The sequence below is a fragment of the Nostoc sp. genome (assembly GCF_036917815.1).
GTDB lineage: Bacteria > Cyanobacteriota > Cyanobacteriia > Cyanobacteriales > Nostocaceae > Nostoc.
Map to the genome: position 1 here is coordinate 18,335 of NZ_JBALEK010000009.1, position 13,597 is coordinate 31,931.

A 13,597-nucleotide genomic window follows, 5' to 3' on the forward strand; every position below is an offset into this window, starting at 1 on the left:
TAATATTAAGATTACTGATCCTTTTTTTGCAAAGGCGATCGATGACATTTCCGCAAATAACACCTTATTTTTTACAGCTAAACAACTTTTTTATTTTCTAGATAATCGTCTAAGAAAAAAGTCGAATTCAATTTCACAATTTGGCTGGTTATTTTTATATCTACCTTTTAATTTTTTCGCATTTTCCTCAAGAATTGGTCTGATGATAGTAAATTTCGTATTCATTTGTATATTTGTTAACCAGAGTAACTCAAATAAACTCAATAATACAAGTCGCAAAGCGAATGCTAAAAACTTACAAATTATAGGAGGAATTATTCTGGTTGGAGGAATTTCAACAAGTATTACCTCAAACTCTTTTAGCCTCTTTGTAATTTTTGTGATTATGGGAATGCTGTCTATATATTTAGGAACTCGGCAACTAGGGCGAATTGGATTCCTAAGACAAGAATTTTTACTTTCACCATCTCAGTTTAAAGATTGGCTAGATCACTGGCAGCGAATCAATGGTTCAATTCTTAAAATTCTTCCTTCTCCAAACCAGGAAAATAAACCAACTACAATTAATCCTGATGTAACGGCTTACAGTTTTGATAGATTAGTCGTTTGTGATAGTGCTACTATTGCTCAACTATTAATTGCTAATAATTTTCACTTTGAAAACAACTGTGCAATTCTCAGCATTACTGGATATCCCCAAAGCATTTTTGACACCACAATGCAAATGCTGCGCCGCAATGCCGATTTGAAAGTTTATGCAGTGCATGATTGCAATCCACGAGGAATTGGTTTAGTTCATAATTTGAGAACCAATGCTGATTGGTTTCTCAATAGCGAGATTGTGATTATTGATATTGGATTAACACCACGTCAAATTATCGCTACTAAGCGCGGAATGTTCATTCAATCCTCTCCCTATTCGGCGCAAGCAGCTAAACAATTACCTGAAGAAGTTCGTCAAAGTTTATCTGCTGAAGAATTAGCATGGTTAGAATCTGGAAACTTTGTAGAATTGGAATCTTTCAGTCCCCAAAGCATAATTAAAGTTTTGCAAAAGGGTATTGCTGGCAGTCGAGATTTAGGAAGTGCTGACAGCAGCTTACTTTTAGTAGGCGATACAGGAAATGATATGTATGTTGTTCAAAGTTTTGGTTAGTATTCTCATTTCAATTGTAGGGGTAATTCATGAATTACCCCTACAATTGAAATGAGAATTATCGGGTAAAAATCCCATGTCCACATAATAATTAACTTTAAATTCCGATAATTTTGCTTTAGTAACCGACAGCATTAAACAATTATAACACCAAGTTAATAAGATTATTTTTAGCATTCATTCCTTAGCTGACTTTTCACGTTATGTGGAAAAACCACGAAAAACCTAATCCCCTAACCCCCTTCCCTACGTTCGCGTAGCGGCACGAAGTGCGGGAAGGGGGAAAATTCAAAGTATTACACGAACGAATTCGGCGGAACATCTAGTGCTTGTCCAGGTGCAGCAGGTGTAGCAGCCTTGATTATTGCCAGAAACCCAAATCTGCGTTGGGACGAAGTGCGAGATATTATAAAACGCTCTAGCGATCGCATTGATCCAGATGGAGGTAAATATGATGCCAATGGTCGCAGCCCCTTCTACGGTTATGGTCGGCTCAATGCTCTCAAAGCTGTAGAATTGGCCAAGCCAGCGCAAACATCGCCCATTAGCATATTCAAAGCAGTCCAAGATATCCTCATTAACGACTTGCAAGTATCAACATTATCCCTGGCGATCGCTAATAACAGCCCGATCAAATCCATCAAAGTTAATGTAGATATCGAGCATACTTTTATTGGGGATCTTATAGTTCCTCTCCTTCCTCCCGTGCAAATAGGCATACTTCCCATAGTTCTGCACGATCGCTAGGGTGGAGCTACAGATAATATTAAAACAACTTATGACCAGGTAAACACGCTTAAACTTGCTGCCTTTAAAGGTAAAAGTCCCCAAGGAACCTGGACTCTGGAAGTTGCAGATAAAGCTGAGGCAGATACAGGAAAGATTCGCAGTTTCACCATTGAAATTGGATTTTACAGCTATTTTCAGGTAAATAGACCACGCGGTAAGGGCACAGCATTGCTGTGCCCCTACGACAGATGTGGTTCAAATACACGAAAACTGCTGTAAACCAATACCCTTGGGTTACAGCTATTTTCAGGTAAATAGACCGCGCGGTAAGGGCACAGCAATGCTGTGCCCTTACGACAGATGTGGTTCAAATACATGAAAATTGCTGTAAACGCATAGCGATCGCAAAGGTTCAATCATCACACTACCCACAGTTGAGTAAAACGTTCAGCCGTCCATCCAACAATATCTGATACCTGGCCATCACCAATTTCTACAATCCGCTTAGTACCATCTCTACGCTCTATGACATCCACAGAGAAAAACTGACTTCTAATCCGCTTGGCACACTCAGAAACAATCTCTGGAATTTCTTCATCTGGTAAAGCGGCAAAAGGTTTACCATATACGACAAAGTAACGCCTCTCGGTTTCAGGCACAAAATCTTCAATCCGCCGGACACAAATACCTCCCTCAATACTGCCCCGAAACTTCTGCATTTGGGCAACCACTGTTTCGATTTCCGAAGCTTTATCAATCATCGAACCAACTGAGGTTTTGAGAGACTTAACATAATCTTTGATAAAAAATCCATTCCAGCCAAGTAGATTCAACTCACTCTCTAAATCATCATCAACGGAATAAAATTTAGTTTCTGGAGTTAAATCAGTAATCAGGGGATACCAGTTTATCAGATAGTGTGTAGCTAGATACTCAGCCTTAGAAGTTAAGACACTTGCCCCTGTACTCTCTACAACACTAACTAATAACTCATAATCTTCGGGCGACAGCATCCAACCCCGATAGACCACTTTTGAATCAGAAGTGGGGACTGGGATAATCTTTGATGAACCAGATCCCAGCGACTCCAAAGAAATAACAGAAGTTGCAAACCCAGCATTTTGCATACAAGCAACTTGTCCCAAGTATGCTGCATCTGCTTTCTTAGGATTGAAGTAATCACTAGGAAAAAGAAATCTCACAATATTTGGATGGAATATACAGCTAATTACTAATTATAGTAGGGCTTCCAAAAAGTGAAAAAAGTAGGGGAGCAGGGAAGAAAACCACTTCCCTAGGAGAGAAGGGGGAAAATTCAAAGTCTCTCTCCTTTTAGGAGAGAGATTTAGAGAGAGGTTTTCCACATAACGTGAAAATTCAGAAAATTTGACGTGCGTTAGGACATTCGTCCTAACGCACCCGACAAAACTAAAGTCGATGTGACAATCTGTTATACCAATTTGAAAAATGATTAGGACAGATGGATTAATAGAACCCAGACAGATAAAGCGATTCCAATCCAAAATCTAAAATCTAAAATCCCAAATGGTATTAGCTTTGAGTCACAGCCTCTTTCGCCAAAAACTTCTCTAATTCTGTTAGCGCATCAGCATCAACCTTAGTTTGCATTGGGCAGAACTTAGGCCCACACATCGAACAAAACTCAGCAGTTTTATAGATATCTGCTGGTAAAGTTTCATCGTGATATTCCTTAGCTCTTTCTGGATCGAGTGATAATTCAAACTGACGGTTCCAATCGAAATTGTAACGCGCCTTAGAAAGTTCATCATCTCTATCCCTTGCACCAGGGCGATGTCTAGCAATATCAGCCGCATGAGCCGCTATTTTATAGGCAATCAACCCATTCCGCACATCTTCGGCATTAGGTAGACCTAAATGTTCTTTTGGTGTTACATAGCACAGCATCGCAGTCCCGTACCATCCAGCCATAGCTGCTCCAATAGCTGAAGTGATATGGTCATACCCAGGAGCAATATCTGTCACCAATGGCCCCAAAACATAGAAAGGTGCTTCCGAACACTCTTCCATCTGCTTACGGACGTTGAACTCAATTTGATCCATTGGAACGTGTCCAGGTCCTTCCACCATCACCTGTATATCATCTTCCCACGCTTTGCGAGTTAGCTGTCCGAGGGTTTTCAATTCAGCTAATTGTGCTTCATCTGAGGCATCATGGGTGCAGCCGGGACGCAGAGAATCTCCTAAACTGAAGGAGACATCATACCTTTTGAAAATCTCAATAATATCTTGGAAGTGGGTATAAAGCGGGTTTTGTTTGTGGTGATGTAGCATCCACCGCGCCAAAATCCCGCCGCCGCGAGAGACAATACCAGTAATCCGGTTTCTCACCAAAGGCAAATGCTCAATCAAAATCCCTGCATGGATGGTTTGATAGTCTACTCCTTGCTGGGCGTGCTTTTCGATGATATGGAGAAAATCATCAGCAGTCAGATTCTCAATTGTCCCGTGGACGCTTTCTAAAGCTTGGTATACTGGCACCGTACCAATGGGAACAGGTGAAGCTTTAATAATCGCGGTGCGAATTTCATCCAAGTTACCGCCGCCTGTGGATAAATCCATCACGGTATCAGCACCGTATTTTACCGACAGGTTTAGCTTATCAACTTCTTCCTGAAGATTAGAAGAGTTGGGGGAAGCGCCGATATTAGCATTTACCTTACATCTTGAGGCGATGCCAATAGCCATCGGCTCTAGGTTAGTGTGATTAATATTAGCCGGGATAATCATTCGTCCCCGCGCCACTTCGTCACGAATCAGATCAGCCGGAAGATTTTCGCGTTGGGCGACATAGTGCATTTCTTCGGTGATCACACCTTGGCGGGCGTAGTGCATTTGAGATACATTACTTTGCCCACGTCGTTTAGCAACCCATTCTGTCCGCATATTGTCATTCCTCAATAAACAGCTTCCCTCCGCTGGTATTACCCAGACTCAGGTGTTAAGGGTGTGATCTCAGCCTGGTTATGTAGGCACCCCTAGCATTGATGTAGTGTACCACCTTCGTTATATCTGGGGGCAAGGGGATTAAAAATTTATGCTGTTTTTTCTGAGTCTGGCGATGTCTACGACGGTCACTGAGCGCAGCCGTTCGCGCAGCGTCTCGTAGAGAAGTGCGGGCTGCGCCTACGCTGTTTTTGTTGAATAATGTCTATTGAAGGGGGAATGGAATTATGTGGGCGCGATCTCGTGTCCGTTGAGGAACTGTTGTCGCTGACCGCAACTCTAAAAGGGTCAAATATTCTAAATCCTTTAATCTAACTCACAATGGAGCAGACATCTCGTAGCACCCGTTTTTTAGATTTTACTGAAAGCGGCGGGAAACTCCATCCCCAGGTGTCTGTAGAGGGATAGCCGCCCCGCCGCTTTAGTCATTAGTCATTTGTCATTGGTACTAATGACTAATAACTAAGAACTCCATCCCCTTGTGGGTGGAGTTTTTTATTTATCTTATATTTAATTTTAACCACCTACTTAACTATCTTAACTATCTTAACTGTCTTAACTGTCTTAACTGTCTTAATAACTTTCTACTTAACTGTTTTACCCCTATTGCATTTTGTTGATAAAGCTGAGATGATTCAGTAGTTCAAGTTCATTTGTAAAGCTAGTACTTATTGATAAGTTAATTACCAGATTAAGAGTAAATAAAGATAAAATTTGTATAGTCTTTACTTAATCTTAGTGGGAGTAATTCTTATCTATATATACTTGTGAGAAAAGTAGTCTCATACCCATCTTAATGTTTTAACCAAGAGTGTAAGGATTTTAGGTAATTACAATGGACGAAATCGTTAAAAAACTTGCTGGTCTGGGTCTTCCTGGTGTAATTCTCGTGATTCTAACGGTTACATCAGGAGGTAGTTCTGCTGCCGTTGCAGCTACTCTTACAGCATTAGGAGGTCCCTTTGGTATCCTTGGAGGCATAGCCCTGCTTGGTCTAATAACAGTTGTAGGGGATGCTGTAGCCGGATATGGGCTTGAAGCCATTGTTACAGCCGTTTATAAAGAACGTAGCAAAACTGAATCCGTTGAAGTTCTGCTCAAAGAAATTAAAAATTTATCGATTACAGAGGAGCTAAAACTCAAACTGAAAAATGAACTTAGCTCAGAAGTCAGTAATGTTGTCTAAGAAGCTAAGATTCCGAAAACAGTTGAAATTGTTGAGGAATAATTTTAATGGCAATAGGACTCTGATTTGATTTTTGAAAAAATCCTGAGACTAAAGAGCCTGTTTCATCAAGGTTTTATCTGAAATCCTGTTCAGAAATCAAATAAGACTACTATAGTTGTTATTTATTGTCAACCTAGCTCTTAGCGAAAGTGTAGTTAGGTAATTATCAGAGATAATTTATCAAGTAAACCTTAAATTGGAGAGTGCGTTAGGCTAAATTAGACTTTATCAAACCCTCAAATTCGTATATATCTGTAACGCACTCTAGTTAATATTTACTTTATTAGGACTTACGCAAAGGTAACGGAAAATCGAACCACAGAGGCACAGAGAACACGGAGGAATAAGAGTTTGAGAGCTATTTTGCGTAATACCAATTCTGTATGAAGATGCGCTAAACCATATTTAAGTACAAGAAAGAAAAACGAACCGCATTCGCGCAGCGTCTCGTAAGAGTTGGACACAAAGAAAGAAGTTAAAAGGGTTTGGCGCAGCCTCACAAAGAAATGGTATAAGTCCTGTTTATAAATAGGCTCTTATTCTAAAACAACAGACTTTAATAAGGATATAAAAACTCATGCAGTTAGATAATCATGGTCAGCTTTTAGCAAATTCAAATAATAAAAGTTTTATCTGTAGAGAAGTAGAAGTTGCTATTCGCTCAAGTTTGACTATAGACGATTGTCTAATAATTAAGAAGCAGACAGAAAAATTAACACAGGAGTTAGTTGCCTATGTAGTTCCATTAGGTTTATTTGCGCCAGAATAATTTTTACAGCAGTTTGCAAATAAGTCAGGTACAAAATGCAAGACTCAAAATAATAGTCTATCAGACTGAGTGATTGGAAAACTCTCATTAAGTGAAGAAAATAATAATACTATAGTTACATAGATGCAAGATCAAAAATATGCCAAAGCTCGGATTTGTCCTAAAGGACTGGGGAACGCAGATATTGCTGTGATTGGGATAGGTTGCCGATTTCCAGGAGCCAATAACTACCAACAGTTTTGGCAGAATATAGAACAAGGAATCAATAGCATTACTGTAATTCCTTCTGAGCGATGGGAAGTTGAAAAGTTTTATGCTCCCAATCCTCAAGAGCAAAAAAGCATTAGTAAATGGGGAGGGTTTATTGAGGAGATAGACCAATTCGATGCAGAATTTTTCGGCATCTCTCCTCGGGAAGCACAACGAATGGACCCTCAGCAGAGGCTGATGCTGGAGTTAACTTGGTCTTGTATCGAAGATGCTGGATATGCACCATCTCAACTGTCGGGAAGTTCCGTTGGTGTTTTTATCGGAGTGTGTAACTACGACTACGATATTTTACAAAATGGGTATAAACGGGACACTGACGGACATACAGGAACAGGAACTTGGGCTTGCATGATTCCCAATCGGATTTCTTACTTCTTCAATTTTCACGGTCCGAGTATTCCCGTAGACACAGCTTGCTCAAGTTCACTGGTAGCGCTTCATCAAGCTATAAATGCTCTGAAGGAAGAAGAATGTAAGACAGCACTCGTCGGTGGAGTTAGTATTTTCTGTACACCGACAAGATACATTCAAATGAGCCAACTGGGGATGTTGTCTCCACAAGGACAGTGCAGAACTTTTGACAATCAGGCTGATGGCTATGTGCGTGGAGAAGGAGCAGGAGTAATTCTCTTAAAACCTTTAGCTCAAGCCATTGAAGATAAAGACCAGATTTATGGAGTGATTAAAGGTAGTGCGGTAAATCATGGTGGAAAAGCAAGAACTCTGACATCTCCTAATGTTTATGCTCAAGCACAAGTGCTTTGCGCCGCCTATACAAAAGCTAATATTGCCCCCAATACAATTTCCTACATCGAAGCTCATGGTACAGGTACGGCCTTGGGAGACCCAATAGAAATTAATAGTCTCAAACGAGCATTTAGAAAATTACATCAACAGTATCATTTATCTTCAGTCGATCATCCCTATTGTGGTCTAGGAACAGTTAAGACAAATATTGGACATTTAGAAGCAGCTGCGGGAATTGCTGGGGTGATTAAAATACTCTTGGCAATGAAGAATCAAAAATTGCCCAAGATTGTGAATTTTCAGCAGTTAAATCCCCGCATTGAGTTCAAGGGAAGTCCATTTTATCTTGTCTGCGAAACCCAAGCGTGGAAGCAGTTAAAGACAGAGGAAGGAGAACTTTTGCCGAGACGGGCGGGTATAAGTTCTTTTGGGATTGGAGGGGTTAATACCCATGTGATTTTGGAAGAAGCACCAATAGAAATTCAAAATGACGCTCACAGACTCGCTAACGCTGCGCTAACAAAATTCAAAATTCAACATGAAGATACTATTGAGCGCCCGTACCATCTACTGACTCTATCAGCGAAAAATGAGCAGGCTTTGGCAGAATTGCGACACAGTTATGGAGAATTCTTGACCTCCAATGGCGAGATATCACTAAGAGATATATGCTCTACGGCGAATATGGGGAGGGAGCATTTTAATCACCGTCTAGCCATTGTCGCTGACTCTAGGGAGCAGTTAGTAGAGCAACTTGCTAGTTTTTCGGGAAAAACTGGTCATCTAAGTAAAAACCCACCCAAAATAGCTTTTTTATTTACTGGTCAAGGCTCTCAGTATATTAACATGGGTCGCCAACTCTGCGATCGCCAACCCATTTTTCGCCAAGCTATCGAGCAGTGCGATGAAATTTTGGGTCATTATCTGGAGCATTCCCTGTTAGAGGTACTCTATCCTAGCCAAGTAGAAGAGCAAGCTTCATCTCTACTCGATCAAACTGCATATACTCAACCTGCGTTATTTGCTATTGAATACGCTTTGTATCAACTGTGGAAATCCTGGGGTATTGAACCAGATGTAGTAATGGGTCATAGCGTCGGCGAGTATGTGGCTGCAACTGTAGCTGGTGTTTTTAGCTTGTCAGATGGACTTAAACTCATCGCCCAACGAGGACAGTTAATGCAGCAATTGCCATCTGGGGGTGAAATGGTTTCACTGATGGCTTCAGAGGAGAGGGTGAAGGAAGTTATTGCATCCTATCATGAGCGGGTGTCATTAGCAGCCATCAACGGTCCCGAAAGCGTGGTAATTTCTGGAGCTAGGTCAGATATCGCAGTTACTTGTCAGCAACTAGAAGCGGAGGGAATCAAAACAAAGCATTTACAAGTATCCCATGCCTTCCATTCCCCATTGATGACACCGATGTTAGCAGACTTTGAAGCGATCGCCAATCAAGTCAGCTACAATCAGCCCCAAATTCCATTAGTCTCCAATGTTACCGGGCAAATTGCTGGCGAGAATATTACCAATGCACAATACTGGGTGAATCACGTCTGTCAAACAGTGCGGTTTGCTGATAGTATGCAGATATTACATCAGTTTGGATGTGAAGTGTTCTTAGAAATTGGGGCTAAACCAATTTTGTTGGGCATGGGTCGTCAATGCTTGCCAGAAAGTGAAGATTTGTGGCTACCTTCTTTACGTGTAGGAATACCAGAATGGCAACAATTACTTTCTAGCCTCGCTGAGTTATACATAGCCGGAGTTAATGTAGATTGGTCAGGGTTTGAGGGCAAATATCCTCACCAGAAAGTTGCCCTACCGACTTATCCATTTCAACGACAGCGCTATTGGATTGACACTTCTGAGCAAAAATATCAACAATCAGAGCCTTTATCTGGAGATAATGTTCAGAATCCGATTACTAACTTTCTCGATCAGGGAAATACTGAAAAGTTAGTTCAACTAGTACAAAAGGCAGGAAAATTTTCACCTGAACAGATAAAATTACTGCCCGAAATCTTGGCTGTTTTAGCTCAGGAATACAAGCAATATCTCATACCAGACTTACTTAAAGACCTGTGCTACGAAACAGTATGGCGAAATCAAGGGAGTATACAGCAACAGTTGATTGGAGATTATATACCTGCTCCTTCCGAAATCAGCCATCCTGCTCCCCTAAAGCCTCAAGCAGAACTAGAAAGGTGGCTAATTTTTGCTGACAATCAAGGTATCGGTCAGCAGTTAAGTGAACTATTGCGATCGCAACAAAAAGCTTGTACCCTGGTCTTCTCTGGTAATGAGTATAAACAAATATCAGATCGAGAATTCACGATCAACCCTGCCTTACCAGAAGACTTTCAGCGACTATTACTGTTCATGGAAGTAGGGGAGCAAGAGAGCAAATCTTTATCCAATCCCCAACTGCATGGAGTGGTTTATTTGTGGAGCTTAGATACAGTTGAGGCCAAGTCCCTCACCGTCACAGATTTAGAGGTTGCTTCCCAAACAGGATGTGGTGGAGTATTGTCCCTCATCCAGTCTTTAATTAATCAAGGATTTTCCCATCATCCTAGTTTATGGTTGATAACCAAAGGAGGGCAACAAGTGGGTGTAGAATCTACCTTGGGAGGGATAGCCCAATCGCCTATGTGGGGATTAGGAAAAGTCATTACCAACGAGCATCCAGAATTTAACTGCACTCTGGTGGATTTAGACCCGGTAGAAAATCACAATGCCCACAGCCTGTTTGCAGAAATTTGTTCCCACAAGTTAACTAGTAGTGAGACTCACATAGCTTTTCGTCATGGGCAACGGTATGTTAGCCGTTTAACACATAGCAAGAAACTTGTCAAACAATCTCTGCATATCAAAACCGATGCTACCTACCTAATTACAGGTGGTCTTGGTGAAATTGGTTTATTAGTAGCCCAATGGTTGGTAGAGCATGGCGCAAAACACCTAGTTTTGGCAGGGCGTAGCAGTCCTAACGAAGCAGCTAAAGACACTCTAAGACGACTGGAAGAGTCTGGAAGTCAAGTTTTTATCATGCAAACTGATGTATCCTTAGAAAAAGATGTCACCTCTTTACTAACTCAAATCAAAACATCGATGCCACCGTTAAAGGGTATTATTCATGCTGCGGGTGTCCTTGAAGATCGACTATTGATAGAGCATCAATGGCAATTTTTTGCCAAAGTTTTTGCCCCAAAGGTAAGCGGAGCCTGGAATTTGCATACTCTTACACAAGACATACCTTTGGACTTCTTCGTGCTTTTTTCATCAGTTGCATCCATACTCGGACCTGCGGGTTCAGCAAATTATGCTGCGGCCAATACCTTTTTAGATGCTCTGGCTTATTATCGAAGATTACTAGGTTTGCCAGGGTTAACTATTAACTGGGGACTCTGGTCAATCCTGGGAATGGCCAAAGCAGTTGGGAGCAGGGTTGAGACTCAATGGCAAAATAAGGGAATAAAGACTATAGAAACACAGCAAGCATTAAGTATCCTAGAAAATTTTCTCCCCCAAGAAGTGGCTCAGGTAGGAGTCATGCAGATTGACTGGTCGAAGTTTTTGCAGCAATACTCAGGCTCATCTTATCCCAGCTTCTTTTCCGAAATCGCTCAACAGCTTCAGACACTTCCCATTGCACAAGAGCAACAGCAAGTTTACTTGCCACAAATTTTAGACCAAATCAAAGCCAGTTCCCAACAGCAAAGCCAATCACTTTTGATTAGTTACCTGAGCCAGCAGATTGCCAGAGCTTTAGGAACAACTACATCTGTGCTAAATGTCATGCAGCCCCTTAACCAAATGGGACTTGACTCCCTCATGGCTGTCGAACTGAGAAATCGCCTCAGAACAGAATTGGAAATAAATATCCCCATCACAAAATTTTTGGATGGTGTGAGTGTTGTTGATTTAACAAAATTTGTCAGTGAACAACTTTTTGAGGTGAATGCTATCTCTAAAGCACCTCTTGCAACCACTATTACATCAAATCAAAACAATTGGATTGAAGGAGAATTATGAATTTAACAGAGCTTCTAGAAACTCTTTCAGCAAAGAATGTTGAACTGTGGATTGATGGAGACAAACTGCGCTACCGATCGCCTGAAAATGTACTAACCCCTGATTTATTGGGAGAAATTAAGCAATACAAACCAGAAATTATCCGAATTTTATCGCAGGATACTGATAATTCTCCAACTTATCCCCTCTCCCACGGTCAAAAGGCACTCTGGTTTTTGTATCAATTAGCACCGAGTAGTACCGCTTACAACGCCACTTATGCAGCAAAATTAGTCACAAATTTAGATATTCCAGCCCTCAAGCAGGCAGCACAGGCACTAGTTGAAAGGCATCGAGTTTTAAGGACTACCTTTACAACCATTGACGGCGAACCTGTACAAACAGTTCACGAAAACCAGCAGGTTGACTTTAGCACCCAAGAAGCTTTCGATCTTGGCCAAGAGGACGTAAATAACTGGCTCTCAGAAACAAGCGATCGCCCTTTCGACTTAGAACAGGGGCCGATATTGCGCTTTAATTTGTTAATTAATCACACTACAACCGATACATTAGCAACAAAGCAACAGATTCTCTTAATAACAGTACACCACATAGTCGTGGATTTCTGGTCCTTAGAAATCATGATTGGTGAACTGAGAGTCTTGTATGAAGCAATGACCACAGGTGTAGCAGCCCAACTGCCAGCACAAAACTGTCAGTATCAAGATTACGTCAACTGGTCAGAGCTAATGCTCTCTAGTTCAGAAGGGGAGCGTTTGTGGACTTACTGGCAGCAACAACTCTCTGGTGAGTTGCCAGTACTAAATTTGCCGACCGATCGACCAAGACCACAGAATCAAACCTATAGTGGTGCTTCCAGCTTTTTTACTGTTGAAGAAAAACTGTGGCAATTGCTCACAGAATTGGCCAAGAGAGAGGGTGCGTCTCTTTACACAGTTTTATTAACAGCATTACAAATATTATTATTACGTTATACCAATCAAGAAGATATTTTAATTGGCTCTCCAATGGTGAATCGGAGCCGCTCAGAGTTTGAAAAGATTGTTGGTTATTTCACTAATTCTGTGGTTTTGCGAGCAGACCTTTCGGGAAATCCCACGTTTCAAGAGTTGCTGAGGCGATCGCGCTCTTGTGTGTTAAACGCCCTAGACCATCAAGACTATCCCTTTCTCATGCTTGTGGAGCGGCTGCAACCTGTCCGCGACCCCAGCTTTTCACCACTCTATCAGGTAGCCTTGGCTTGGGATCGATCTCACCAGAGTGACCAAGAAGTGTCACTTATGGATAGTGATGGGTTAGTTGTGGAATCAATGATTCCAGGGGCTAAAGGGGCTGCTTTTGATTTAACTTTAACCATTCTTGAGTTGCCAGGATCGCTCAAAGGTACATGGAATTACAACACTGACTTATTTGATAGCAGCACCATTGAGCGGATGACAGGTAATTTTGTTACACTGCTCTCAGCAATTGTGGCGAATCCCAGCGAGCGAATTTCCCAATTACCTCTACTGACACAATTTGAACAACAGCAATTAGTTGAATGGAATAATACTCAAGTAGACTATCCCGAAGATTTATGTATCCATCAGTTGTTTGAAGAGCAGGTAGAACGTACACCAGATGCAGTCGCAGTGGTGTTTGAGAATCAACAACTCACATACCGCGAGTTGAATAGTCG

Annotated in this window: 7 protein-coding genes, 1 pseudogene and 1 riboswitch; of the genes and pseudogenes, 6 read left to right on the forward strand and 2 right to left on the reverse strand. The window is 41.4% G+C overall.

Features of this window, described 5'->3' with window-relative positions; genetic code table 11:
- The first annotated feature begins 202 nt into the window (after positions 1 to 202).
- Entirely contained in the window at positions 203 to 1,156 is a 954-nt protein-coding gene (locus V7K97_RS02805; RefSeq protein ID WP_334799186.1) for a hypothetical protein, read from the forward strand.
- A 294-nt stretch (positions 1,157 to 1,450) separates the two neighbouring features.
- Positions 1,451 to 2,068 (forward strand): annotated as a pseudogene (locus V7K97_RS02810) (proprotein convertase P-domain-containing protein); the annotation flags it as partial.
- A 236-nt stretch (positions 2,069 to 2,304) separates the two neighbouring features.
- On the opposite strand, the gene V7K97_RS02815 reads toward V7K97_RS02810, so the two are convergent.
- The gene (locus tag V7K97_RS02815) at positions 2,305 to 3,087 is read right to left on the reverse strand and encodes an ATP-grasp domain-containing protein (protein ID WP_334799187.1); all 783 of its coding nucleotides are present in this window, start codon (positions 3,085 to 3,087) and stop codon (positions 2,305 to 2,307) included.
- A 349-nt stretch (positions 3,088 to 3,436) separates the two neighbouring features.
- On the reverse strand, positions 3,437 to 4,810 hold the full coding sequence (thiC, locus tag V7K97_RS02820; protein WP_334799188.1) for a phosphomethylpyrimidine synthase: 1,374 nt from the start codon (positions 4,808 to 4,810) through the stop codon (positions 3,437 to 3,439).
- 7 nt (positions 4,811 to 4,817) lie between these two features.
- A riboswitch (TPP riboswitch) is annotated at positions 4,818 to 4,914 on the reverse strand.
- A 791-nt stretch (positions 4,915 to 5,705) separates the two neighbouring features.
- On the opposite strand from thiC, the gene V7K97_RS02825 reads away from it, so the two are divergent.
- The 4 genes from V7K97_RS02825 to V7K97_RS02840 form a co-directional block, all read left to right on the forward strand.
- Entirely contained in the window at positions 5,706 to 6,056 is a 351-nt protein-coding gene (locus V7K97_RS02825; RefSeq protein WP_334799189.1) for a hypothetical protein, read from the forward strand.
- Between the two features lie 619 nt (positions 6,057 to 6,675).
- The gene (locus V7K97_RS02830; RefSeq protein ID WP_334799190.1) at positions 6,676 to 6,867 is read left to right on the forward strand and encodes a hypothetical protein; all 192 of its coding nucleotides are present in this window, start codon (positions 6,676 to 6,678) and stop codon (positions 6,865 to 6,867) included.
- A 123-nt stretch (positions 6,868 to 6,990) separates the two neighbouring features.
- Entirely contained in the window at positions 6,991 to 11,919 is a 4,929-nt protein-coding gene (locus V7K97_RS02835) for a type I polyketide synthase (protein WP_334799191.1), read from the forward strand.
- A partial coding sequence (locus V7K97_RS02840; RefSeq protein WP_334799192.1) for a condensation domain-containing protein occupies positions 11,916 to 13,597 on the forward strand: 1,682 nt, incomplete at its 3' end. The genes V7K97_RS02835 and V7K97_RS02840, both read left to right, overlap by 4 nt.

Excerpts from the sequence above, each read along its gene's own strand:
- V7K97_RS02805 (WP_334799186.1), top strand. The coding sequence starts at position 203 with ATGATAGTAAATTTCGTATTCATTTGTATATTTGTTAACCAGAGTAAC.
- thiC (WP_334799188.1), bottom strand. The coding sequence starts at position 4,810 with ATGCGGACAGAATGGGTTGCTAAACGACGTGGGCAAAGTAATGTATCT.
- V7K97_RS02825 (WP_334799189.1), top strand. The coding sequence starts at position 5,706 with ATGGACGAAATCGTTAAAAAACTTGCTGGTCTGGGTCTTCCTGGTGTA.
- V7K97_RS02830 (WP_334799190.1), top strand. The coding sequence starts at position 6,676 with ATGCAGTTAGATAATCATGGTCAGCTTTTAGCAAATTCAAATAATAAA.
- V7K97_RS02835 (WP_334799191.1), top strand. The coding sequence starts at position 6,991 with ATGCAAGATCAAAAATATGCCAAAGCTCGGATTTGTCCTAAAGGACTG.